Source organism: Candidatus Eisenbacteria bacterium (assembly GCA_016235265.1).
Taxonomy (GTDB): Bacteria; Eisenbacteria; RBG-16-71-46; order RBG-16-71-46; family JACRLI01; genus JACRLI01.
On record JACRLI010000019.1, the window covers coordinates 124,500 to 149,896 of the forward strand.

The 25,397-nt window shown below is 70.8% G+C and carries 13 protein-coding genes; 12 read left to right on the forward strand and 1 reads right to left on the reverse strand.

Annotation, left to right across the window (positions count from 1 at the left end):
* Nucleotides 1–33: 33 nt before the first annotated feature.
* Entirely contained in the window at nucleotides 34–816 is a 783-nt protein-coding gene (locus HZB25_11490) for a hypothetical protein (GenBank protein ID MBI5837861.1), read from the reverse strand.
* A gap of 848 nt (nucleotides 817–1,664) precedes the next feature.
* Between HZB25_11490 and HZB25_11495 the strand changes: the two genes are divergently transcribed.
* From HZB25_11495 to HZB25_11550, 12 genes are all read left to right on the forward strand, one after another.
* A complete protein-coding gene (locus HZB25_11495) occupies nucleotides 1,665–2,726 on the forward strand; it encodes a LacI family DNA-binding transcriptional regulator (protein MBI5837862.1) in 1,062 nt (353 codons plus the stop codon).
* Nucleotides 2,727–2,874: 148 nt separating this feature from the next.
* Nucleotides 2,875–4,794, forward strand: coding sequence for a T9SS type A sorting domain-containing protein (locus HZB25_11500; protein ID MBI5837863.1), 1,920 nt, complete (start codon nucleotides 2,875–2,877; stop codon nucleotides 4,792–4,794).
* A gap of 94 nt (nucleotides 4,795–4,888) precedes the next feature.
* Nucleotides 4,889–7,555 carry a TonB-dependent receptor gene (locus HZB25_11505; GenBank protein MBI5837864.1) on the forward strand — a complete coding sequence of 889 codons (2,667 nt, stop codon included), beginning with the start codon at nucleotides 4,889–4,891 and terminating at the stop codon, nucleotides 7,553–7,555.
* A gap of 20 nt (nucleotides 7,556–7,575) precedes the next feature.
* Complete coding sequence (locus tag HZB25_11510; protein MBI5837865.1) at nucleotides 7,576–10,914, forward strand: hypothetical protein; 3,339 nt, start codon at nucleotides 7,576–7,578, stop codon at nucleotides 10,912–10,914.
* Nucleotides 10,915–10,928: 14 nt separating this feature from the next.
* Nucleotides 10,929–11,951 (forward strand): PorV/PorQ family protein, encoded by a 1,023-nt coding sequence (locus tag HZB25_11515; GenBank protein ID MBI5837866.1) that lies wholly within the window; start codon nucleotides 10,929–10,931, stop codon nucleotides 11,949–11,951.
* Between the two features lie 38 nt (nucleotides 11,952–11,989).
* Nucleotides 11,990–13,516 carry a Tat pathway signal protein gene (locus HZB25_11520; protein ID MBI5837867.1) on the forward strand — a complete coding sequence of 509 codons (1,527 nt, stop codon included), beginning with the start codon at nucleotides 11,990–11,992 and terminating at the stop codon, nucleotides 13,514–13,516.
* A gap of 28 nt (nucleotides 13,517–13,544) precedes the next feature.
* Nucleotides 13,545–17,471 (forward strand): glycosyl transferase, encoded by a 3,927-nt coding sequence (locus HZB25_11525; GenBank protein ID MBI5837868.1) that lies wholly within the window; start codon nucleotides 13,545–13,547, stop codon nucleotides 17,469–17,471.
* A 265-nt stretch (nucleotides 17,472–17,736) separates the two neighbouring features.
* Nucleotides 17,737–19,080, forward strand: a complete 1,344-nt coding sequence (locus tag HZB25_11530; protein ID MBI5837869.1) for a Tat pathway signal protein — start codon at nucleotides 17,737–17,739, stop codon at nucleotides 19,078–19,080.
* A gap of 53 nt (nucleotides 19,081–19,133) precedes the next feature.
* The gene (locus HZB25_11535; protein MBI5837870.1) at nucleotides 19,134–20,471 is read left to right on the forward strand and encodes a sugar ABC transporter substrate-binding protein; all 1,338 of its coding nucleotides are present in this window, start codon (nucleotides 19,134–19,136) and stop codon (nucleotides 20,469–20,471) included.
* Complete coding sequence (locus HZB25_11540) at nucleotides 20,468–21,364, forward strand: sugar ABC transporter permease (GenBank protein MBI5837871.1); 897 nt, start codon at nucleotides 20,468–20,470, stop codon at nucleotides 21,362–21,364. The genes HZB25_11535 and HZB25_11540 overlap by 4 nt, the downstream gene beginning before the upstream one ends.
* Nucleotides 21,365–21,441: 77 nt before the next feature.
* The gene (locus tag HZB25_11545; GenBank protein ID MBI5837872.1) at nucleotides 21,442–22,182 is read left to right on the forward strand and encodes a carbohydrate ABC transporter permease; all 741 of its coding nucleotides are present in this window, start codon (nucleotides 21,442–21,444) and stop codon (nucleotides 22,180–22,182) included.
* A 4-nt stretch (nucleotides 22,183–22,186) separates the two neighbouring features.
* Nucleotides 22,187–25,387: a discoidin domain-containing protein gene (locus HZB25_11550; GenBank protein MBI5837873.1), complete on the forward strand. Its 3,201-nt coding sequence runs from the start codon at nucleotides 22,187–22,189 to the stop codon at nucleotides 25,385–25,387.
* Nucleotides 25,388–25,397: the final 10 nt, after the last annotated feature.

Sequence of the window (25,397 nt, forward strand, 5' to 3'; positions counted from 1 at the left end):
GCAGGCAGGCGGCCGCCTGCCTGCCCCGTACCGTTACCGGCCCGCCGCGTGCGAACGGGGCGGGCCGGCCCCGTTCCAGCGCGCCTCGAGTGCCGGCGCCGGGCCTCGCGCTTCCGCCGGATCCACCCGGTTGAGCGCCGCCGCCAGCGCCGCCGCCGCCCGGGCGGAACCCCGCGGCCCCAGGCGCCGCGCCCCGCCGCGCTCGTCCCCGGCCAGGCCGCCCGGCACCACGGCCACCGGGGCACCCGGGCGCAACAGCCTCGCCCGGGCGAGTGCCGCCGTGGCCGCCAGGTCCAGGTCGGACGATCCCGGGGGACCGTGCGACTGCAAGACTTCGATGGCGTCCACGACCTCCGCCTCCAGCCCGGCGGCGGCCAAGGCCGCCACGAACAGCGGGGCCGCCAGCCTGCCGCCGGCGGCCACCACCTCGTCCCGGCCTTCTGAGTCGATCTCGCCCTGGTCGGCGGCGTGCTCGAGGCGGACCCGCAACCGCCGCATCTGCCGGGCGAAGTCCTCCCGCGCGACCCGCAACGGCCGGCCTGCGGCCACCGCTTCCAGGACCGTCACGTGGCGGGCGTGCAATTCGTCGAGGCCGGCCTCGAACCCGCGCTCGCGGGACCCCGCGGGTGCCGGGCGGAGCATGCGTTCCAGGGCCGGCTCCACCCCGCGCAGCGCGGCGACCACCACCACGGGGGAGGAAGCCTCCGCGGCGGCGCGGACCTGCTGCACGGCTCCATGCAGCAGACCGGGCTCCGACAGCCGGTTGCCGCCGATCCGCAGGACCGGGACACAGGGAAGACGGGGAGTGCGGTGCATCGGATGCTCCTTCCGGTTGCGGCCCGCCGCATCCTGTGGAACCCCGACGTCACCCCCAAAAGCAGAACGACCCGCTTCGGCAGTGCCGCCGCGGGTCCAGAAGGTCGTCGAACCTGGTTGGTGGGGAATCCTAGTCCGAAGCCACTCCCTTGCCGCGCGCGTCCGCACACCACGTAGTGGTGTGGGTGACGAGGCACATATTGGAGTGGAACTGCACGGACGAGTGGGACATAGGAGAATGCTAGTGGATCGGGCCCCGGCTGTCAATCCGTCGTGGCCCGAATGTTGTGGTTCGAAGAATGGCCCCGGCGGGAACCCTGAGCCCAACATCCGGCAAACCGCCCGGTGGCCAGCGCACGGCTCCCATCCCGGCTGTCCAAGCGGTTGCCGCACAACACGCTCACCATCCATGTCCACGGCTCTCCTCCACTCCAGGAAATGCCGCGTGCCCTCTCCGCGCCGCAACCTTGAGCTGGCACCGACACCGCCGGTTCCCTCCGTTGCAATGCTCCGCGAATCGGGGGAGGTTCCGGGGGGGAAGCAAACACGGGCGCCCGGCCCGCTTCGCCGGACACATTCTTCGAAGCACTGAGGAAACGTTTGCATCAGTGAGAATGCATACGTGACATCTTCAGGCCGTCAAGCCCCCGAAACACCCCGATTCCGCCCCCAATCGCGAATTTGTTCTTGACAATCCGCCGCCTTCATGTAATCGTTTACATCCCGAACCAAAATCGTCGATCGCAGTGTTCCTGGGCCCCCCTTGGGGCGGGTCCGCCGCCAGAACGACGGCCGGCCGTCCCGCAGGGTCCTCGCGAATCCGGTCCGGCAGGGAAGGGGAGTACCCCTTGGCAACCATCCGCGACGTGGCCCGTGAGGCCGGTGTTTCGATCGCCACCGTCTCGCGCGTCTACAACAAGACCGCCCTGGTAAGCGAAGAGACCGCGCAGCACGTGCGGGCCGTGGCCTCGCGCATGGACTATTGGCCCAACGGGGCCGCCCGCAGCCTCATCACCAACCGCACGCACGCCATCGGCGTCCTGCTTCCCGACCTGTACGGCGAGTTCTTCTCCGAGGTGATCCGCGGGATCGACCTCGCGGCCCGCCGCGAGCGTTTCCAGGTGCTGGTGTCCAGCTCGCACGCCGACAACGACGCGCTGGTCTCGGCGGTGCGCTCCATGCGCGGGCGCATTGACGGACTGATCGCCATGGCCCCCGACGCGCGCTCGGTCTCCGCGGTCCAGGGCTTCACCCGGAACTTCCCCATCGTGCTGATTGACCCCGGCCGCGAGGTGGGCGAGTGCGGCGCCATCGCCATCGCCAACTACGACGGCGCCTACGAGATGGTCCGCCACCTCCACGGGCTGGGGCACCGATCCATCGCCACCGTGCGCGGCCCGGTCGGCAACTTCGACGCCGAGGAGCGCCTGCGGGGCTACCGCGATGCCATGCGTGACTGCGGCGCCGATTCCGCGCCGGTGCTGGAGATCCAGGGGGACTTCACGGAGTCCTCCGGCTACCGCGCCGCGGCCGAGCTGCTGCACCAGCGCCCGCGTCCCTCCGCGGTGTTCGCGGCCAACGACTACATGGCCATCGGGCTCATCGGCGCCCTGCGCGACGCCGGCTTCCGGGTGCCGCAGGACGTGGCGGTCACCGGTTTCGACGACATCGCCATCGCGCAGTACCTTACGCCGCCGCTGACCACCGTGCGCGTGGACGCCTACGAGCTCGGGGAGCGGGCGGTGCAGCAGCTGCTGCCCATGACCCGGGCGAAGAAATCCGAACCGCAGCCGCTGCAGCTGCTGCCCACCAAGCTCGTCATCCGCAGCTCGTGCGGTTCGCTGCGGCCGGAGCCGGTGGATGCCTGGAGCCGGCGCGGCCGAGGCCGGCCGATGTTGTCGTCCGGTTGAGGGCGGCCGCCGACGGAGGGATGCACCACTGAACCGGCAGGCAGGCGAGGATCCGAAAGACGACGCCCGGAAACCCGATCCCGGTACCGGGATTCCAGAGACCGTGCTGAAGCCACCACTCTTCCCACATCCTTTGGAGGTCTCAACCATGAAGACAGGACTGCTCGGTGTCCTGGTACTCTGCATCGCGCTGGGGCTGGCCGCCCCGGCGGCGGCGCAGGCCCCGCGTCAGGACGTGATCTGGGCCCGCACCACGGACGGCGCGGCGATCACCCTGGACGGCAGGTTCAACGAGCCCGCCTGGGCGCTGGCGGAATCGGTGACCATCAAGTTCGCCATCGGTTTCGACAATGGCATTCCGGGCAGCGGCTGGAAGACCGAGGGCGGCAGCCTGCCCACGGACAAGACCAACTGCACCCTGAAGTTCCTGGTGGCGGGCAACCGGCTGTACATGGCCGCCACCCTCCGCGACAGCTCCCTCGGCGGCTCGCGCGACTTCAATCGCTTCGACGGCCTCCTGATGGGGCTCAAGGACCACTCCGACCCCAACCGGCCGGCGCCGGTGGGGGAGTACTTCTACTCGTGGTGGTACCCGGACACGGTTGCCATGCCCACCATCGGCCCCAGCACCCCGCCGGGCTTCATCGGCAAGTGGGCCACCTGGCCGCCGGGCACGGCGCGCACCCCCACCCAGGTTGACGCCTGGGACGCCGTCAGCGTGATCAAGGGCGTTCCCAACTCCGACACCGGCGTGGACACCAGCTGGAGCGTCGAGATGATGTTCAATCTGACGCCCATGGGCTACGACGTCACCAAGCCCGCGGGTGACGAGGTGGAGTGGAACCTGTCCATCTACGACCTCGACTGGTTCTGGCCGCTGAACGTGTTCCGCATGAGCGCCAACCGCACCTGGTGGCAGAGCCCGTGGGGCAACACCGCCTGGTACCACGAGGTGAAGATCCAGTCGCGGCCCTCGGTCACCATCCACTCCGGCGCGCTGCCCAGCGTGGGCCCGGAGTACCGGGTGCCGAACGCGCAGAACCTGGCCGACCCGGTGATGGACGGCCTGCTCACCGAGTCCGCGTGGGGCGCCGCACCCAGCTTCAAGATCCAGTACGGGAACTCCGACCTGCGCAACGGCTACCAGGGCGTGGGCCCGTGGCGGAGCGGCCAGTACCAGCCCACCGTCAACGGCGGGCAGGCCGCCATCGCCGACACCGGCGCCAACGCGGTGGTGAAGTACTTCTTCAAGGCCGACACGCTCTACCTCGGTTTCGACGTGACCGACCAGGTGGTGCAGTACGTGCCCGACGTGGACCGCTGGGACGGCTTCATCGTCACGGTCAACGACCGCGGGCGCCGCGGCGCGCTGGACCACAACCTGCTCGGCCTGCGCCTGACGTTCCAGGTGGGGCCCACGGGCCTGGCGCTGGCCCAGGACTCGCTCCCCAACCTGATCGCGCGCAACGGCGCCAAGCTGGCGCTGGCGCTCAAGCCGCTGACCACCGTGGACACCACCGGCGCCACGCCCGACCAGGGCTACACCGCGGAGCTGGCCATAGACCTGACCAAGATCGGCTATCCGGCCGGCCGCGGCGACGGCACGCTGTTCCTGGGCGTGGACTGGCTGAACGGCGAATCCTACGGGGGGGACTTCATCTCCAGCTACGCCACCCGCACCTGGTGGTTCCGGCAGTACGAGAACGAGTGCTGCCCCACGTGGGGCTACTTCGACCCGTCCATCCTGCTGGTGGGCGTGGACCAGGGCGGCACGGCCGGCAGCGGCAGGCTGGCGCTCTTCGGTAACTCTCCCAACCCGTTCCGCCGCAGCACCTCGATCCGCTACCGCCTGGCGTCGGCAGGACAGGTGACCGTGGAGGTGTTCGACATCGCCGGCCGCCGCGTCTCGACGCGCTTACTGGGGGTGCAGAAGGCCGGCTCCTACTCGGTGCCCTTCGAGCGGGCGCCCGAGGGAGCGGGGGTGTACATGTACCGGGTGAGGGTCACCGACCCGGGCACCGGGGCGCTGCTTTCGAGCGCATCGGGCAAGATGACGCTGCTGCGGTAACGGCACGGATCCCGGCGCACCCGGCGGGGGCGGGCCCCAGGGCCCGCCCCTTGCCGGGTCGTCACGCGTACGAGGGACGGATGAGGGGCACTCCATGAAGGATCGCCTGGGACGCGCCGGGACGCGCGCGCGGGCCGCGGCGGGGGCCGTTTTCGTGTTCCTCCTGCTGGCGGGCGCGGCGCTGGCGGGGACCACCGGCAAGCTGGCCGGACGGGTCGTGGACCGGCAGAAGAAGCCACTCGCGGGCGTGAACGTGGCCATCCCCGCCTACCGGCTGGGGGCTCCCACCGACGCCGACGGCAAGTTCGTCCTGCTCAACATCCCGCCCGGCAAGTGCGAAGTCCGTTTCCGGCTGATGGGCTACCGGCCGTTCACGGTGCGTGACGTGGAGATCTCGGCCGACAACACCACCCGCCAGGACGCCGTGCTCGAGGACACCACGCTGATGATGCAGGAGATCGTGGTGGAGGCCCGCCGGCCGGTGGTGGAATTGCGCGCCACCAGCAACGTGGCCAACGTGAGCCGCGAGATGATCCGGAGCATGCCGGTGCAGGAGATCCAGGACGTGGTGAATCTGCAGGCCGGGGTCGTGGACGGCCACTTCCGCGGCGGCCGCTCGGGCGAGGTCCAGTACCAGGTGGACGGCGTCTCGGTGAACAACCCCTACGACAACACCAACAGCCTCAAGCTGGACCGCTCGCTGCTCGAGGAGGTGCAGGTGATCAGCGGCACCTTCGACGCCGAGTACGGGCAGGCCATGAGCGGCGTGGTGAACGCGGTGCTGACCCGCGGGGGCGACCGTCTCAAGGCCAACTTCGAGACCTACGGCGGGGGTTTCGTGTACTCCGGGGGCGATCGGCGCAGGACGGACTTCACGCTGCGCCCCTCGGCCATCCAGGGCTACCAGGCCAGCCTCAGCGGGCCCACCGGGCTCCCGGAGACCTACTTCGTGGTGAGCGCGCGGCGCGGGGTCTTCGACGACTACGTGTACGGTTACCGCCTGTTCCGGCCCACCGACAGGAACGACTTCGAGAGGCTGATCTTCCGGCCCACCGGCGACACCGCGCGGGTGCCCCTGGCCTGGTCGCGGGAGTGGTCCGGTGTGGTGAAGCTCACCAACCGCTCCATCCGCAACGTGGAGGTGAGCTACCAGGCCATCTTCAACCACCTGGACGCGCAGCGCGCCGAGTACAAGTTCTTCCTGCTCCCGGAGGCGCAGAAGACCCAGCGCACCCGCTCGGTGGTCCACGGCCTCGAATGGACGCACACCCTGGGCTCCCGGACGGTGTACAAGCTGAGCGTGCGTCAGAACTACTTCGACTACCGGGACATGGCCTACGACGACATCTACGACCCGCGCTACGACGCGGCCGGAGTCCTCAAGGGCGACGACAACTACCAGCAGGGGCCGGTGCTGCAGGGGGTGGACTTCGGGCGCTTCACGCAGCGGACCGACGCGCGGGTGTTCAAGGGCTCCTTCACCAGCCAGTTGAGCAAGGAGCACCAGGTGAAGTTCGGCGCCGAGTTCCAGCTGCCGAAGATCGTGTTCGGCTCTCCCGGCGGGTACCTCCGCTACCTCACAGAGAATGGCGTGGAGCAGCTGAAGCGCAAGGTCAACGAGCCCCCGGACTTCCCGCCGGTGCGCGAGTACCGGCCGGTGCAGGGCGCTGCCTACGCCCAGGAAGAGCTGGAGTGGAACGACCTCACGGTGCACGCCGGGGTGCGGGCCGAGTACTTCGACGCGCGCTCCACCATCCCCAGCGACCTGGAGAACCCCGCGGACTCCATCTCCGGGGTGCCGCATTCGCATCCGCAGGCCACCACCGTGAAGCTGACGGTCGCGCCGCGGCTGGGCGTTTCCTATCCCGTCTCGGAGCGCGCGGCGCTGTTCTTCGCCTACGGGCACTTCTACCAGATGCCCGGCCTGGGCAATGTCTTCGACAACGCCGACTACTCCATCCTGGCGCGGCTGCAGGCGGGGGACCCCGGGCAGTTCGGGGTCTTCGGCAACCCCGACATCCGCCCCGAGAAGACCGTCCAGTACCAGGTGGGCTACAAGCAGGCGGTTTCCGACCGTTTCGGCGTGGACGTGAACCTGTTCTACAAGGACATCCGGGACCTGCTGGGCGTGGAGTTCGTGAAGACCTACACGCAGGCCGAGTACGCGCGCTTCACCAACGTGGACTTCGGCAAGGTGCTGGGGACCACCCTCACGCTGAATCTCCGGCAGAAGGGCCTGTTCAGCGGCTCGCTGGACTACACCTGGCAGATGGCGCAGGGCAACTCCAGCGACCCCCGCGAGACGCTCAACCGGGTGCTCAACAAGGAGGACCGCCAGCCTCGCCAGGTCCCGCTGGACTGGGACCAGCGGCACACGCTGAACCTCACCGCCACCATGTCGAGGCCCGGCCAGTTCGCCGTCACTGGCATCCTGCGGGTGGCCAGCGGCCAGCCGTACACGCCGACCACGTCGGTGAACTTCGGTGGCGGACTGGGGACCAATTCGGGCATCAAGCCCGCCGGCATGACCCTGGACCTGCGGATGGAGCGCCAGGTGCGCATGGGAGGGCTCGCGGGCAGCGCGTTCGCCAAGGTGCTCAACGTATTCGACACGCGCTACTTCAACGGGGCGGTCTTTCCCACCTCGGGCAGCCCGTACTACTCGCGCTACCCGTCGGCCGACGTGGTGGCGCTGAACGACCCGCTGCGCCTGTACCAGCCCCGCAGGATCGAAGTGGGCGTGAGCCTGGGGACGCGGTGATGAGACGAGGAGCCACAAGGATGAACGCGAGGACGATGTGGGCCGGGCTCCTGGTTCCGGCCCTGCTGGCCCTGGCCGCGCCGGGGGCGGGCGCCCTGCCGCGCGCGGCGCGGCAGGATTCGCTGCCGCCCACGCAGCCCGAGCCGCTGCGCGGCCGGCTGGACGCCGAGCGTTCCGGGCAGCACGACGCCAACAACATCCGGACCGAGTTCTGGAACTACGGCATGGTGGGGGGATTTCCCCCCAAGCCGGAAAACGTGGACCTGACCGTGTTCCACTCCGCCGAGGCGCCCCGCGGCAGCGGCATGAACTACAGCGACGGCATCACGCCCTTCGTGCTCGCCCGGATCATCCAGAACGACAGCACCGAGTCCTACATCATGGAGACCGGCTACCGCGAGCGGCAGGGGATGAGCCCGCGCTACAACCGCCAGATGCGCTTCGAGCCGCGGCCGGGCTTCTTCAACCCGGACCCCAACGTGAACAAGGCGCGCTCGCCGGCCATGAGCCACGACATCCGCACCTGGCCGGCCTCCTGGCCCGACAAGGAGGCCGACGCGGACGATCCGGGCTGGCGCGGCAGCTGGAACGGCTACTTCGGCAAGCGCCCGGCGGCCGACCAGGAGAGCTTCACCGTGATGGACGACAACTTCTACGACGCCTGGAACTTCCAGGCCGACAGCCGGGACGCGACCCGCTACGGCCTGGGACTGCGCGTGGAAGTCCGCGGGTTCCAGTGGGCCAACCCGCAGGCGAGCAACGTGATCTTCTGGCACTACGACATCACCAACGAGAGCACCACCTTCTACGACAACAACATCATCTTCGGCCTGTACATGGACTCGGGCGTGGGCGGATCGGCCTACTCCTGCGACGGCCTGTACGAGTCCGACGACGACAACGCCTTCTTCGACAAGGCCTCGGGGCTGAACCTGGTCTACACTTGGGACCGCTTCGGCCGGGGGGTGGACCTGCGCAGCAGCTGCAGCCCCACGGGCTACCTCGGCTACGCCTACATGGAGACCCCGGGCAATTCCGAGGACGGCCTCGACAACGACGACGACGGCATCACCGACGAGAGCCGCTCCAGCGGCGCGGGCGAGGCGATCACCGGGCCGCCCGCCATCCGCGGCTACGTGATGGCGCACTACGACCTGGCGAAGTTCGAGTCCGCCTACGGGCCGCTGGAGAACCGGCCCGGCTACAAGACCGGCGTGTGGTGGACGGGCGACGAGGACATGGACTGGAACATCGAGACCGACGACGTGGGCGTCGACGGCGTGCCCGACTCGCACGACCTCGGCGAGGGGGACGGCGTCCCCACCCTGGGCGAGCCCAACACCGACAAGACCGACCTGGACGAGTCCGACATGATCGGGCTGACCGGCTTCAAGATGAACCGCATCAAGTGCGGCCGGGACAACGACAACTGCACCACCGACGACGTGCTGTTCTTCAGCCAGCTGCGCAACTGGCCGGAGCGGTTGTACAAGATGTGGACCGACCCCAGCTTCGGCGCCCACTTCGACTCGGCGGTGGCGGCCAACTACAACATCGCGTTCCTGTTCGCGTCGGGCCCGTTCAAGCTGCGGCCCGGCCAGCACGAGCGGTTCAGCCTGGCGCTGGCCTACGGCGCGGACCTCCTGGAGCTGCGCAACACCGTGAAGACGGTGAAGCTCATCTACGCGGCGAACTACCAGTTCGCGACCCCGCCGCCGGTGCCCGTGCTCACCGCGGAGGCTTCCGACGGGCGCGTCCGGCTGTCCTGGGACGACCTGGCGGAGCACGGCACCGACCCGGTGGTGCACCTGAACGACTTCGAAGGCTACCGTGTGTACCGCTCCACCGACGCGGACTTCCTGGACCCCCGGGTGATCACCGACGGCCGTGGCAACGGCCCGCTCCCGGGCAGCAACGGCCGGCCCATCGCGCAGTTCGACCTCAGGGACGGGCGGAGCGGATGGTCCAACCAGGTGCTGAACGGCGTGGCCTACTGGCTGGGGTCCGACACCGGCCTCACCCACACCTGGACCGACACCACCGTCACCAACGGGCAGGAGTACTACTACGCGGTGACGGCGTACGACTACGGCCCCAGGTACATCATCAAGAGGGACACCACCGAGTACTTCCCCTCGGAGAACAGCATCTCGATTTCGCGCACCGCGCTGGGAGGGCTGATCCTGCCCACGAACGCGGTGGTGGTGCGGCCCAACAGGCGCGCCGCCGGCTACCAGCCCGCCCGGGCCGGCGCCCCGGCGCACGTGGCCGGCCGCGGCACCGGGAGCGTGGACGTGCGGGTGGTGAACTCCAACCTGGTGCACGACCGGCACGTGATGAAGATCCGGTTCCAGACGCCCTCGTCCGACAGCGTGCGGGCGGTGGAGTACTCGCTGGAGGACAGTTCCGCCGGCACGACGCTCTTCACCCACGGAAACGACCTCGACAGCCTGGGGATCGGCACCGCCGGCGGGGGCCTGTTGCCGGTCATCTTCACCCGGCAGCTTACCGGGATCGACTCGGCGGCCACCGGCTTCCGGGCCGGGGGGGGCACCAACGCGGCTCTCGCGGTCACGCCGCTGCCGGGCCTCTCGCCGAATCTGAGGCGGCCGGGCTACCCCGAGGACCTCACCATCGAGTTCGACTCCGTCATCGTGGACACCTCGTTCAACTGGGACTTCCGCTTCCCGGCGCGCCCGGTGAAGTTCCGGGTGATCGCCCACGGCCCCGAGGGGGACCACGAGGTCCCGTTCCGCTTCAAGGACAACGACCGGGTGGCCGACGGGCGCCTGAACCTGGCCTCCGAGTTCATTGACGTGATCACATACGCTCGCGGCAACACCCCCCCGGGCGCGCAGTTGACCTGGCACATCGTGCTCGACACCACCGGCCAGGCGCTGCGCAACCTGGCCGGGGACACGCTGCGCGTGCCCACGAAGGGGGATGTCTACGACCTGCGCCTGGCGCTGCCGCTGGGGGCGCAGGACGTGTACCGCTTCGTCACCGACTCGCTGAAGATCGGCGGCGACCGGGCGCTCGCGGAGTGGGAGACCAGGCCCTACGTGGTGCCCAACCCGTACCTCGGGGCGGCCAGCTTCGAACCCGCGCGCTTCGCGGTGTCGGGCCGCGGGGAGCGGCGCATCGAGTTCCGCGCCATTCCCGCCGGCTCCACCATCCGGATCTACTCGGTCCACGGGGACCTGGTGAAGACGCTCCATCACGACGGGTCCACCGACGGCTTCGTGCCCTGGGACCTGCGGACGCGCGACAACCTCGACGTGGCCGCCGGCCTGTACATCTTCCACGTGGACGCGCCGGGAGTGGGCACCCACGTCGGCAAGTTCGCGGTGGTCAAGTGAGCGCGGGGGATGCCATGAAGAGAGCCTGGATCCCGGCGGTCCTGGCGGCGGGCGTGACGGTATTCGCGGCCGCCGGCCCGGTCGCCGCGCAGACGAACACCGGCACCTCCTTCGGCAGCTTCCTGCTGATCGAGCCGGGAGCGCGCGTCAGCGGGATGGGCAACGCCGGCGGGGCGCTCCTGGGCGGGCTGCAGTCGGTGTACTACAACCCTGCGGCGGCGGCGGAGCTGCGCACCCGGGCGCTGGAGTTCACCGCCTGCGGCTGGCTGGCCGACATCTCGTATCGCTACGCCGCCGCGGCGCTGCCGCTGGACCGCTTCAGCGCCGTGTACGGCAGCGTCACGGCGCTCAACTCCGGGGACATCGAGGTGCGCACCGTGGAGAAGCCGCTGGGTACCGGGGAGCTCTACGCCGTGACCGACGTGGCGATCTCGCTGGGCTACGGCCGCCGGATCTCGGACCGTTTCTCCGCGGGCTTCGCGGTCAACTACGTGCAGGAGACCATCTGGAACTCCTCGGCCAGCACGGTGACGCTGAGCCTGGGCACGCTCTACCGGGTGTCCGAGCACGGCCTGCACGTGGGCGCGAGCGTGACCAACTACGGCACCAACGCCCGGTTCGGGGGGCGCGACCTGCGCATCGTGTACCCGCAGGACCCCGCCCAGCACGGGAACAACAACATCCTCCCCGGGGAGGTGTTCACCGACAAGTTCTCGGTGCCGGTGCTCTTCCGGGTGGGCCTGGGGCTGCCCCTCGAGTTGGGGCGCGACCTGGGGCTGAACCTGGCCGCAGACGCGTATCACCCCAGCGACAACGACGAGAGCCTGAGCCTGGGCGGGGAGTTGCTGTACCGGAAGTCCCTGGCGGTGCGGGCGGGCTACCAGAACCTGTTCCTCGAGGACTCCGAGACCGGGCTCACGGCCGGCGCCGGCGTGCAGGGCGGTCTCGGGGAAGGCAAGTACCACGTGGACTACGCGTGGGCCGATCACGGCCGCCTCGGTTCGACGAGCCGGCTCACGCTCGGGGTCACGTTCTGACCTCAATTTCGGCCGTTGCGGCGGCGCGGGGAGACATCATGCATCGACACACCACCTGGATCCTGCTGATCGCGCTGTGTGCCACCTGCTGCGCCGGCGTGCCGGGCGCCGCGGCGCAGGGCACCGACGCGCTGCTGGACACCGTGCAGCACGCGGCGTTCAACTACTTCTGGTACGAGGCCAACCCGGCCAACGGCATGGTCAAGGACCGCAGCACCGCCGGCTCGCCGGCCAGCATCGCGGCGGTGGGCTTCGGGCTGAGCTCCATCTGCATCGGGGTGGACCACGGCTGGGTGACGCGCAGCCAGGCCTCCGACCGCGTCCTGGCCACGCTGACCACCTTCTGGACCGGGCCGCAGGGCAGCGCCGCCAGCGGCACCATCGGCTACAAGGGCCTGTACTACCACTTCCTCGACATGGGCACGGCCCGGCGCACCTGGAGCTGCGAGCTGTCCACCATCGACACCGCGCTGCTGTTCGCCGGCATCCTGGACGCCAGGCAGTACTTCACCGGCAGCGACCCCCGCGAGATCCAGATCCGCGCGCTCGCGGACAGCATCTACTACCGCGCCGACTGGAACTTCATGCGCAACCTGAACCCCGGGATCCTGATGGGCTGGAAGCCCGGGACGGGCTTCTCGGGATTCGGGCAGTGGACGGGATACAACGAGGCCATGATCCTCTACATCCTGGCCATCGGCTCGCCCACGCACCCGGTCCCGGCAACGGCCGCGTGGAACACGTGGACCAGCGCCTACTCGTGGCAGACCCACTACGGTTACTCCTTCCTGAACTTCCCGCCGCTGTTCGGCCACCAGTACTCGCACTGCTGGGTGGACTTCCGGAACATCCGCGACGCGTACATGGCCGGCAAGGGCATCACCTACTTCGTGAACTCGCAGCGCGCCACGCGGGCGCAGCGGGCCTACTGCATCGCCAACCCCAGCCACTGGGTGGGCTACAACGACAGCACCTGGGGCCTGACCGCCTCCGACGACCCGCTGGTCGGCTACGTGGCTCACGGGGCGCCGCCCGCGCAGTCCGACAACAACACCCTCACGCCCACGGCCGCGACCAGCTCGATCGCCTTCACGCCGGACATCTGCATCCCGGCGATCCGGAACATGTACAACAACATCCCGCTGCTGTGGGGGGCCTACGGGTTCCGCGACGCGTGGAACCCCGCGCGCTCGTGGTATGACACGGACTTCCTGGGCATCGACCAGGGCCCCATCGTGATGATGATCGAGAACTACCGCACCAACTCGGTGTGGAGCCGGTTCATGCAGAACGCCGACATCCAGCGCGGGCTGCAACTGGCCGGGTTCACCTCGCCGGTGGCGGTGCATCTGGACCTTACAAAGACCGACGGGAATGTATTCGTCTCCGGCGATATAAAGACAGGCATATCCGTTCCATGCAGCAGGTGCTTAATGGACGAGGTCCAGGACCCGGGTGAGCACGCGGCCTCGCTGGACGCGCGCGGCCTGGCCAGCGGGGTGTACCAGTACCGCCTGGAGTCGGGCGGCGCCACGCTGTCGAAGAAATGCATCCTGCTCCAGTGAAGGCCCCGGGGAAGGCGTGCCCATGACGATGCAGAGTGAGCTCCGGCGCACCGGGCGCGACGTGCCCGGGGATCCGGCGCGCGGGGCCAGGCTGCTGTCCAACGGGTCGTACCGCCTGGTGCTCACGGGGGCCGGCACCGGCGCCTCGTCGTGGGGCGGCTACGCCCTGACCCGCTGGCGGGGCGAGCGCCTGGACGACCACGACGGCGTCGCGATCTACCTGCGCGACCTGGCCGGCGGCCCCGCGTGGACGGTGGGCCTGCGGCCGGCGGGCGGTGGTGCGGACGAATACAGCGCGTCGTGGGAGGCCGGCCGGCTCGGCGTCATGCGCCGCGACGGCACCCTGCACACGGAGCTGGACGCCTGCGTCGCAGCCGACCGTCCCCTGGAGGCGCGGCGCCTCTCGATCCACAACCGGGGTGCTGCCGCCCGCGACATCGAGGTGACCACCTGCTGCGAGGTGGCGCTCAACCACCCCGCCGCCGACGCGGGTCATCCCGCATTTTCGAAGCTGTTCATCCAGACGTCCCACGATGCCGCCACCGGCGCGCTGCTGGCACGCCGCCGCCCGCGCGGCGAGGGGGAGACGCACCCGTGGATGGTGCACCTCCTGCTGGGCCCCGGCGAGTTGCAGCACGAGACGGACCGCGCCCGGTTCCTGGGCCGGGGTCGCACCCTGGCCGCGCCCGTGGCGCTGGACTCGCACACCCCTCTCTCCGGCACCACCGGCAGCGTCCTGGACCCGGTCCTGTGTCTTCGGCGCACGGTGCGGATCGAGCCCGGAGGGGCGGCCCGGCTGACGGTGCTGCTGGGCGCCGCGACGGAAGAGGACGCCGCCCGGCGGCTGGTGTCCGGTTGGGAGAGAGCCGGGGCGCTGGACGGGCTCTTCGGTCGGGCCGCCGCGCGCGAGCGGGACTTGCTCGACGCCCTGGGAATCTCGCTCGATGAGGCCGAGCGCTTTCAGGGGCTGGCCGCGGCGATGCTGTACCAGCTGCCGGCCCTGCGCGATCCGGTCCTGGCGGGAGCCGTCCCGGCTTCGGCGGAACTGCTGCGCCGACTGGGCCTGGATCCGGACCTGCCGCTGGTGATGCTCGACGCCTCGGTGGCCGCGGGCCCGGCGCGGCGCTCGCCCTCGGTCGCGCTCGACCTGCGGAGAGCGCACGCGTACTGGTGCGCCCAGGGGCTTCCCACGCAGGCGGTGCTGTTGTGCGACGATCCCGCCGCGCACCCGGTGCCCGCCGGAGGCGAGCCGGGGCCGCCGTGGCCGGAGGCGGGATTCCGGGTGTTGCGCTGGAGTGAAGTGGGGGCGGGCGAGCTGCAGGCGCTCTTCGCGCGCGCGGTCCTGCTGGGCCGGGGCGCCCTGCCGGAGCCATGCGGGGCCGTCCCCCCGGCGGTGGAGCCGGTCGACACCGCAGCCGTGGAGGAATCGCAGGGGCGCCCGGGGAGGGTATCCGCGCCGAATGACGACGACGCGCACGGAACGACCCGCCTCTCCGAGGAACCCCTGCGCTTCTTCAACGGCTGGGGAGGCTTTTCGCAGGACGGCCGCGAGTACGTGGTGCACCTGCCCGGCGCCTCCGTGCCCGGCGAGCGCCGCCCGCCCATGCCCTGGACCAACGTGGTCTCCAACGAGGACTTCGGCTTCCTGGTGAGCGAGAGCGGCGCGGGCTCCACCTGGTGCGGCAACAGCCGCGAACATCGGCTGACTCCGTGGAGCAATGACCCGCTGGCCGACCCGCACGGGGAGGCGCTGTACCTGCGCGACGAGGAGAGCGGCCGGTGCTGGTCGCCGCTGCCCGGGCCGATCGCCGGGAGCGGGCCGCACGAGGTGCGCCACGGCCTGGGCTACACCCGTTTCCGCTCCATGTTCGCCGGACTGCACCAGGATGTGTGCATGTTCGTCCCCGCGCGCGACCCGGTGAAGCTGGTCCGGGTGCGGCTGGCCAACCGCGGCCGGGCCGCCCGCCGGCTGTCCCTGTTCAGCTACCAGCGGCTGGTGCTGGGCGTGCTGGCTTCCGAGACTGCCCCGCACGTGGTCACCGAAATGGATGCGGCCGCCACCGCGCTGCTGGCGTGGACTCCCGCCGCCGGCGAATTCGCGGACCGGGTGGCATTCGCCGCGCCGGTGCTGCCCGTGGAGGCCCGGGCGCTGCGCTTCACCGCGGACCGCGAGGAGTTCCTGGGGCTGGACGGGGGAGTGGCGGCCCCCGCCGCGCTGCGCGCCGGCAGGATCCTCGAAGGGCGCGCGGGCCCGGGCCTGGACCCCTGCTTCGCGCAGCAGGTGGTGATGGAGCTCCCCCCGGGCACCGAGTCCGAGTGCGTGTTCCTGCTCGGCGAGGGCGCATCCCGGAAGACGGCGCTGGAGCTCATCGAGCGCTACCGGGAACCCGGCGCCGTGGCGCGCGCCTTCGACGAGGCGCGGGCGGCCTGGGACTCGCTGGTCTCGGGCATCGAGATCGCCACGCCGGCCCCGGGCCTGGACGTGATGGTGAATGCCTGGCTGCCCTACCAGGCGCTGGCATGCCGCATCCACGGGCGCACGGCGTTCTACCAGTCGGGCGGCGCCTTCGGGTTCCGCGACCAGTTGCAGGATACGTGCGCGCTCACGGTGCTGGACCCCGGCCTCACCCGTCGGCAGATCCTGCTGCACGCCGCCCACCAGTTCGTGGAAGGCGACGTGCTGCACTGGTGGCACCCGCCGCGGAGCCGCGGCATCCGGACCCGCTTCGCCGACGACCTGTTGTGGCTGCCGTATGCGGCCGCGGGCTACGTCCGCGCCACCGGCGACTGGGCGGTGCTGGAGGAGGAGGTCCGTTTCCTCGCCGCGCGCGCCCTGCGCCCGGGAGAGGACGAGGCATACCTCCAGCCGGCGGAATCCGGGCAGGCCGGCGACGTGTACGAGCACTGCGTGCGAGCGCTGGACCGCTCGCTGGACGTGGGCTCGCACGGGTTGCCGCTCTTTGGCACCGGCGACTGGAACGACGGCATGAACCGCGTGGGCCGCGGGGGCCACGGCGAAAGCGTGTGGATGGGTTTCTTCCTGTACGCGGTGCTGGGCGACTTCCTGCCCGCCTGCGAGCGCCGCGGGGACGCGGAGCGCGCCGCCCGCTACCGGGCCCACCGCGCGCGGTTGCGCGAGGCGCTCCACTCGCAGGCCTGGGACGGCGAGTGGTATCTTCGCGCGTGGTACGATGACGGCACGCCGCTGGGATCGGCCGAGGGCGACGAGTGCCGCATCGACGCGCTGGCCCAGGCGTGGGCGGTGCTCTCGGGCGCGGCGCCCCCGGACCGCGCCGCACGGGCCATGGACGCGGTGGAGGAGCACCTGGTATCGGAGGCCGAGGGACTGATCCGGCTCCTTGCGCCCCCGTTCGAGAACACCGCGCACGACCCCGGCTACATCAAGGGCTACGTGGCGGGGGTGCGGGAGAACGGCGGGCAGTACACGCACGCGGCGCTGTGGGTGGTGCGCGCGCTGGCCGAGCTGGGCCGCGCCGACCGCGCCGCGCGGTTGCTGGAGATGCTGGGCCCGGTGGCGCACACTTCCACGCCGGAGCAGGTGCGCCGCTACCAGGTGGAGCCGTACGTGGTGGCCGCCGATGTCTACGGGGCGCCCCCGCACGCCGGCCGCGGCGGATGGACCTGGTACACCGGCTCCGCGGGCTGGATGTACCGGGTGGCGCTGGAATCGGTGCTGGGGCTGACGGTGGAGGGCGGCGACACGCTCCGCCTCAAGCCGTGCGTGCCGCCCGAGTGGCCGGAGTATCGCGTGCGTTACCGCGTCCCCGGCACCGGGTGCCGCTACGATATCCAGGTCATCAACACCGCCGGCGGCAGCGGCATCGTGAAGAGCGCCCGGCTGGACGGCGCCCCGATCGAGGTCGAAGCCGGGGCCGTGCGCGTGCCGCTGACACGGGGCGCCGACTCGCACCGCGTGGACGTCGTGCTGGGCTGAGCCCGCCGAGGTCGCAATCGCCACCCACCGGAGGGAACCGGAAGTGACTGCCCCCATCCGAGCTCGATCCTGGATCGCCTGCTGGGCATTGCTGGCGGTCGCTCTCGTGGCCTCCCCGAGGTCCGCACCCGGCGGGGGGCAGGCCGCCGGACACGCTGCGACGCACTCTCCGGGCCACGTCGCCGGGCCCGCCGCGGGACACGCCGGCACGCCGGCGCCCGGGCATCTCGCCGGGTACGCGAAGGCGGCCCTCCCGCCCGCCGCACTGGCCCCCGCGCAGTCCGCATTCCTGGACACGCTCCAGGAGCGCACCTTCCGCTTCTTCTGGGATCTCAGCGACCCCAACACCGGCCTCACACCGGACCGCTGGCCCACGCAGTCCTTCGTGAGCGTGAGCGCCACCGGCTTCGCCTTGACCGCGTATCCCATCGGGGTGGAGCACGGCTGGGTGGACCGCACCGCTGCGGGCATGCGGGTGCTCAAGACGCTCACATTCTTCTACACCGCGCGCATGGACACCGTTTCCGCCGGGGCCACAGGCTACCGCGGGTTCTTCTATCACTTCCTCGACCCGAAGACCGGCCACCGCTTCCGGGACGTCGAGCTCTCCACCATCGACACCGCGCTGCTGCTCGCGGGGGCCCTGTTCTGCCAGTCCTACTTCGACGGCCCCGACCCGCTGGAATCACAGATCCGGATCCTGGCCGACTCGCTGTACCACCGCGCCGATTTCCAATGGGCGCTGGTCCGCGCGCCGATGCTGGTCCACGGCTGGGATCCCGAGAACGGCTTCCTGGCGTACGACTGGCGCGGTTACAACGAGTCCATGATCCTGCCGATCCTGGCGCTGGCTTCGCCGACCCGGCCCGTGGGCCGGGAAGTCTGGAACTACTGGGACTCCGGCTGCCAGTGGGGCACATTCGAGGGCCTCGGGCACGTGGGCTTCGCGCCGCTCTTCGGGCACCAGTTCTCGCACGTGTGGCTGGACCTGCGCGGCATCCGCGACAGCGTGATGGGCGCCCACGACATGGACTGGTTCGAGAACTCCCGCCGCGCCACCTACGCGCAGCGCTCCTATGCGAGGCGCAATCCGCAGGGCTTCCGCGGCTACGGCGAGCGCCTGTGGGGCCTCACCGCCTGCGACGGGCCGATGGACGGCGAAGCGGTGGTGGACGGCCGCAAGCGGGCCTTCCACACGTACGCGGCACGCGGCGCGTCGTTCCGCGAGGTGATCGACGACGGCACCGTGGCGCCGACGGCCGCGGCCGGCTCCATCGCCTTCGCGCCGGAGATCGTGGTCCCCGCGCTGATGGCCATGCGCCGCGACTACGGGCCGCATCTGTTTCGCCAGTACGGCTTCGTGGACGCCCTGAACCCCACCCTTCGCGACTCCGCCGCCGCGTCCCAGGGCGGCGTGGTGCCGGGCGTGGGCTGGTTCGACTCGGACTACCTGGGCATCGACCAGGGCCCCATCGTGGCGATGATCGAGAACTACCGCACCGGACTGGTGTGGAGGACCATGCGGCGCAATCCGCACATCGTGCGCGGCCTGCGCGCCGCCGGCTTCACCGGCGGGTGGCTGGACTCGCTGAAGGCGGCGGGCCGCTGATGCGGCCGAGGGGCCGCGGGGGAGAGGAAGCCGCGTCGCGCGGGGCGAGGGGTGTGCGTCGCGCGGGGCGCGCGCTGCCCGCGGGCGTCCTGATGCTCGTGGCCGCGCTCTTCGCGGGCGCACTCTCGGTATCCGGCTGCGCCCGGGGCCCCGCCGACCGCGTCACCCTGCGCTTCTGGGCCATGGGCCGCGAGGGCGAGGTGCTCCAGGACGCGGTGGCGGCCTTCGAGCGGCAGAACCCCGGGATTCACGTGGTGGTGCAGCAGATCCCCTGGGGCGCGGCGCACGAGAAGATGCTCACCGCGCACGTGGGCCGCTCCACCCCGGACGCGGCGCAGCTGGGCAACACCTGGGTCTCGGAGTTCGCCGCCCTGCGCGCCATCGAACCGCTGGACCCGCGCATCGCCACGTCCCGCGTGGTGCGCCGCGAAGGCTACTTTCGCGGCATCTGGGACACCAACGTCATTGACGGCGTCACGTATGGCGTCCCGTGGTACGTGGACACGCGGCTGCTGTTCTACCGGCGGGACCTGCTGGCGCGCGCGGGCTACCCGTCCATGCCCACGAACTGGCGCGACTGGCGCGAGGCCATGCGCGCGGTGAAGCGCCTGCCTTCGGACCGCGAGCACTTCGCCATCTTCCTGCCCACGAACGAGTACACGCCCTGGATCGTCTTCGGGATGCAGGCGGGCTCGCCGTTCCTGAAGGACGACGCCACTCGCGGGGCGTTCTCCGACTCCGCCTACCGGGCCGCGATGGACTTCTACCTGGGGCTCTTCCGGGAGCGGCTGGCGCCGGCCATCCAGGGCCAGGGCATCGCCAACCTGTACCAGGAGTTCGAGCGCGGCACCTTCGCCATGTACATCACCGGGCCGTGGCAGCTGGGCGAGTTCCGCAACCGTATTTCGCCGGCCATGCGGGATTGCTGGGCGACGGCGCCCCTGCCCGGCCCCACGGGGCCGGCCTCGGGGGTGTCCACCGCCGGCGGCTCGAGCCTGGTGTTGTTCCGGGAGTCGCGGCACAAGGAGGAGGCCTGGAAGTTCGTGGAGTTCCTGTCGCGGCCGGAGCAGCAGTTGAGGTTCTATCACCAGACCGGCGACCTGCCGGCGCGCGTGGAGAGCTGGGCCGACACCGCGCTCCGGTCCGACCCCAACATCCGCTCCTTCGGCACGCAGCTGGAGCGGGTGCTGTACGAGCCTCGCATTCCGGAGTGGCAGCAGATCTCCATCAAGCTCATGGACAAGGTGGAGCTGGCCATCCTGGGGCACGCGCGGGCGGACTCGGTGCTGGCCGGGCTGGACCGGGAGGTGGACCAGATCCTTGAGAAGCGGCGCTGGCTGGTGGAAAAGGAGCGCCGGCGCAGCGCGGGCGGCGCGGGGGGCGCGCCATGAGCGCGCACGTGGGGCCGACGCGGCAGGACCGGGCCGGCTGGGCATTCGTGTCGCCGGCGCTCACGCTCATCGGGGTGTTCTTCTTCCTGCCGGTGCTGGGCGGGCTGGCGCTCAGCTTCACGGACTTCGACATCTACGCCATCGGACGGCCCGAGACGGTGCGTTTCATGGGGCTGGAGAACTACGCGCAGGTGCTGGGCAACCCCATGTTCTGGAAGGCGCTGGGCAACACGTTCTACTTCGTGGTGCTGGGCGGGCCCCTGTCGGTGCTGACCTCGCTGGTCGCGGCGCTGCTGGTGAACGCGAGGCTGGTGCGCTTCCAGGGCGTGTTCCGCTCCATCTTCTTCATGCCGGTGGTGACCACGCTGGTGGCGGTGGCCATCGTGTGGCGCTACCTGCTGCACCCGCAGTACGGACTGATCAACTACGGGCTGGGTTTCCTGGGGGTGCGGCCCATTGACTGGCTGGGGGACCCGCACTGGGCCATGCCGGCCATCGTGCTGCTCGCGGTATGGAAGAACTTCGGCTACAACATGCTCATCTTCGTGGCCGGGCTGCAGAGCATTCCGGAGGAACTGTACGAGGCCGCGCACCTGGACGGCGCCGGCGGCTGGCGGACCTTCCGCAGCATCACGCTTCCGGGGCTGGCCCCGACCTTCGTGTTCGTGGGCATCATGACCATGCTGGGAAACTTCCAGCTGTTCTCCGAGCCGTACGTGATGACCCAGGGCGGCCCGCTCAAGGCCACCACCACGGTGGTGATGCTGATGTACGAAGAGGGCTTCCGCTGGTGGAGGATGGGGATGGCGGCGTCCATCGCCTTCGTGCTGTTCGTGATCATGCTGCTGGGGACCATGGTCCAGATGCGGCTGCAGCGGGAGCGGCGGCCGTGAACCGCGCCCTCCCGAAGGTGCTGATCCACGCGGCGCTGATCGCCGGCGCGCTGCTCACACTGGCCCCGCTGCTGTGGATGGTGTCCGCCTCGTTCATGTCCACGGGGGAGGCCAACAGCTTCCCGCCGCGGCTGCTCCCGAAGGCGTTCACCGTGTCGCACTACGTGGACCTGTTCACGCGCCTCAACCTGGCGCGCTACTTCCTCAACAGCAGCCTGGTGTCGGTGCTGGCCACGCTGATCTCGCTGCTGGTCAATTCCATGGCCGGCTACGCCTTCGCCAAGCTGCGCTTCCGCGGTCGCGAGCGGGTATTCCAGGTGCTGCTGGCCGCGCTGGTGATCCCCGCGCAGGTGGGGATGCTGCCGCTGTTCCTGCTGCTGAAGTCCATGGGGCTGGTGAACACCGTGGCCGCGGTGGTGGTGCCGTTCATGGCCGGGGTCTTCGGCATTTTCATGATCCGCCAGTACGCGCTGGGGGTGCCCGACGACCTGCTGGACGCCGCGCGGGTGGACGGCGCGAGCGAGTTCAAGATCTTCTGGTCGGTGGTCCTGCCGGTGCTGCGGCCGATCCTGGTCACGCTGGCGGTGTTCACCTTCCTGGGCTCGTGGAACGAGTTCATGTGGCCCCTGATCGTGCTGAGCGACGATTCCAAGTACACGCTGCCGGTGGCGCTGGCGAGCCTCTCCGGGGAGCACGTGCAGGACACCGAGCTGATGATGGCCGGCTCGGTTCTCACGGTGCTGCCGGTGATGCTGGTGTTCCTGTTCCTGCAGCGCTCCTACGTGCGCGGGGTGATGATGGGCGGAGTGAAGGGGTAGCGCGATGTCCTGGATGCGACGGTGCGCGATGCTGGCGGGGGCGGCCCTGGCATTGGTGTCGGGGCCGGTCCGCGGGGCCGGCGCGGTCCTGGATCCGTTCGAGGACCTCTCCGCCTGGTCCGCCCACCCGGCGGACGGGGTGGAGCTGGCGATCCGGCCCGACACCGGCGTCCAGGGCCGCTGTATGCGCCTGGACTTCCGTTTCGTGAAGGGCGGGGGCTACGCGATCGCGCGGCGGGCGCTGGCCCTGGAGCTTCCCGGGAACTACGCCTTCAGCTTCCGGGTGCGCGGCGCCTGCGGCCCCCAGACGCTGGAGTTCAAGCTGGTGGATTCCACCGGCGCCAACGTGTGGTGGAGCACCCGGCGAGATTTCGCCTTCCCGTCCGGCTGGGACAGCGTGGTCATCCGGAAGCGCCACATCCAGTTTGCGTGGGGTCCTGCGGGAGGCGGGGAGATCCGGCACGTGGCCTCCCTGGAGATCGTGGTCACCGCCGGGAGCGGCGGGGCCGGCAGCGTGTGGGTGGACGAGTTGAATCTGCGCCCGCTGCCGCCGCCGGACACGAGCCCGGTGGCCCCCGTGGCCGTGGCCTCGTCGTCGGCGCCGGAATGCGAGACCACCCGGGCGCTGGATGGCGACTCGCTCAGCTTCTGGTCCAGCCGGCGGGACGATCCCGCCCCGTGGCTGATGCTGGACCTGGGCTCGCCCCGCGAGTACGGCGGCCTGGTGTTCGACTGGGTGCAGGGGCGGCAGGTCGCCGGCTACACCGTGGAGGCCTCCGACGACACCGTCACCTGGCGCACGCTGTGGTCGGTGCGCGGCGGCAATCGCGCGCGCGAATACGTGTACGCGCCCGAGTGCGAATCGCGCTACGTGCGGGTGCGCGCCGAGGCGTCCCCGGCCCTGCGGGGCATGGGCATCCGGGAGATCCGGGTGCAGCCCCCGGCGTGGTCGGCCACGCGCGAGACCTTCTTCCAGAACCTGGCCCAGGAGGCCCCCCGCGGGATGTACCCGCGCGGGATGTCCGGCCAGCAGTCGTTCTGGACCGTGCTGGGCCCGGACGGGGGCCCGCGCACCTGCCTCCTCGGCGAGGACGGCGCGGTCGAGTACGCGAAGTCCTCGGCCTCCATCGAGCCGTTCCTGACCGTGGACGGCCGGTTGCTCACATGGAAGGACATGCGCGCCGAGCAGTGGCTCCAGGACGGCGACCTGCCCATGCCCACGGTGCGCTGGCCGGCGAAGGACATCTCGCTCACCGTGTCGGGCTTCGCGGCCGAGGCGGGGGACTCCGTCTCGGGGCTGCGGCGCGACGCCGACCTCAAGGGCGCGGTGTTCGTCCGCTACCTCGTCCGCAACTCGGGCCTGGGCCGCCACCGGATCACGCTGCACCTGGCCCTGCGCCCGTTCCAGGTGAACCCCCCGGCCCAGTTCCTGAACACCCCGGGCGGGACGGCGCGCGTGGGCCGCCTGGAGTACCGGGGCTGCGCGGTCCGCGTCGGCGGGCGGCTGGTGGCGCGCAGCCTCACGCGGCCGGACGCCGTCGGCGCAGCCGCGTTCGGCACGGGCGAGATCACCGACTTCCTGCGCCAGGGCCGGGTCCCGCCGATGCCGGTGGCGGAGGATCCCTTCGAGGCGGCCTCCGGGGCCCAGGCGTTTGACATGACGCTGGGACCGGGGGAGCAGCGCGAGGTGACCCTGCTGCTGCCTTCGCCGGACGCCCGGGCCGGTTCGGAATCGGAGGTGGCGCAGCCGGGCCCGGAAGTGGACCGCGAGTTCGAGGCCGCGCGGAGGGCGTGGCGGGAACGGCTCGATCGCGTGGGGGTGGCGCTCCCCAGGTCCGCCGAAGGCGTGGCGCGCTCGCTGCGTGCGCAGCTGGCGTACATCCTGGTGAGCCGCTCCGGCCCGGCGCTGCAGCCGGGCACGCGCTCCTACGCGCGCAGTTGGATTCGCGACGGTTCCATGATGTGCTCGGCGCTGCTGCGGCTGGGCCACCCGGAGGCGGTGAAGGCCTTCCTGGAGTGGTTCGCGGGGTACCTTTACAACAACGGCAAGGTGCCGTGTTGCGTGGACGCCCGCGGCTCCGACCCGGTCCCGGAGAACGACAGCGGCGGCGAGTTCCTGTACCTGGTGGCCGAGTACTACCGCTACACCGGCGACCGGGCCACGGTGGAGCGATTGTGGCCGCGGGTGACCGCGGCGGTGGGCTACATGGACGATCTGCGCGCGCAGCGGCGCACCGCGGAGTACCGCGCGCCCGGCAAGGAGCCCTACTTCGGGCTGCTCCCGGAGTCCATCAGCCACGAGGGCTACTCCGCGCAGCCGATGCACTCCTACTGGGACGACTTCTGGGCGCTGCGCGGCTACAAGGACGCCGCCTGGCTGGCGGGGGCGCTGGGACACGCCGCCCAGGGCCGCAAGTTCGCTTCGGCGCGGGACCAATTCCAGGCCGACCTGGCGGCCTCCGTCCGTGCCGCCATGAAGAGCAAGGGCATCGACTACGTGCCCGGCTGCGCGGAACTGGGGGATTTTGACGCCACCTCGACCACCGTGGCGCTGGAGCCGGCCCAGGCCGGCGCGATCCTGCCTCCGGGAGCGCTGCGCCGCACCTTCGAGCGCTACGACGAGTTCTTCCTCGGCCGCACCGGTGGGAAGCCGTGGGATGCGTACACCCCGTACGAGACGCGCGTGATCGGATCCTACGTGCGCCTGGGCTGGCGGGAGAAGCTGCCGCGGGTGCTGGAGTTCTTCCTGGGGGCGCGCAAGCCCGCGGGCTGGGCGCAATGGCCGGAAGTGGTGTGGCGGGAGGACCGGGTGCCGAAGTTCCTGGGGGACCTGCCGCACACCTGGGTGGGCTCCGACTTCGCGCGCTCGGTGCTCGACATGCTGGCCTACGTGCGCGAGAGCGACTCCGCGCTGGTGGTGGGCGCCGGTCTGCCGCGCGAGTGGATGACCCAGGACTCCGGCGTGAGCGTGCGCGGCCTGCGCACCCCGTTCGGCCCGCTGAGCTACCGGATGTGGGTGGAGCAGGGGGCGCTGAGGGTGGAGGTGGCGGCGGGGCTCCGGCTGCCCCCGGGAGGGCTGGTGGTCGCGGGTCCCACGGGCGAGAGCCCGGGGCCGCGGGCCTGGACTGGCGTGGCCGCTTCCGCCGTCACCGCGGAGGGTCCGGTGGTGCGCCGGCTGCCGGCCTCGCTGCGCGCGACGTGGTAGGGCCGACGCG

Bases quoted from the DNA above. Each gene is read 5' to 3' on its own strand.
- HZB25_11490 (MBI5837861.1), bottom strand. From the start codon at position 816: ATGCACCGCACTCCCCGTCTTCCCTGTGTCCCGGTCCTGCGGATCGGC.
- HZB25_11500 (MBI5837863.1), top strand. From the start codon at position 2,875: ATGAAGACAGGACTGCTCGGTGTCCTGGTACTCTGCATCGCGCTGGGG.
- HZB25_11505 (MBI5837864.1), top strand. From the start codon at position 4,889: ATGAAGGATCGCCTGGGACGCGCCGGGACGCGCGCGCGGGCCGCGGCG.
- HZB25_11510 (MBI5837865.1), top strand. From the start codon at position 7,576: ATGAACGCGAGGACGATGTGGGCCGGGCTCCTGGTTCCGGCCCTGCTG.
- HZB25_11515 (MBI5837866.1), top strand. From the start codon at position 10,929: ATGAAGAGAGCCTGGATCCCGGCGGTCCTGGCGGCGGGCGTGACGGTA.
- HZB25_11520 (MBI5837867.1), top strand. From the start codon at position 11,990: ATGCATCGACACACCACCTGGATCCTGCTGATCGCGCTGTGTGCCACC.
- HZB25_11525 (MBI5837868.1), top strand. From the start codon at position 13,545: ATGCAGAGTGAGCTCCGGCGCACCGGGCGCGACGTGCCCGGGGATCCG.
- HZB25_11540 (MBI5837871.1), top strand. From the start codon at position 20,468: ATGAGCGCGCACGTGGGGCCGACGCGGCAGGACCGGGCCGGCTGGGCA.
- HZB25_11545 (MBI5837872.1), top strand. From the start codon at position 21,442: ATGGTGTCCGCCTCGTTCATGTCCACGGGGGAGGCCAACAGCTTCCCG.
- HZB25_11550 (MBI5837873.1), top strand. From the start codon at position 22,187: ATGTCCTGGATGCGACGGTGCGCGATGCTGGCGGGGGCGGCCCTGGCA.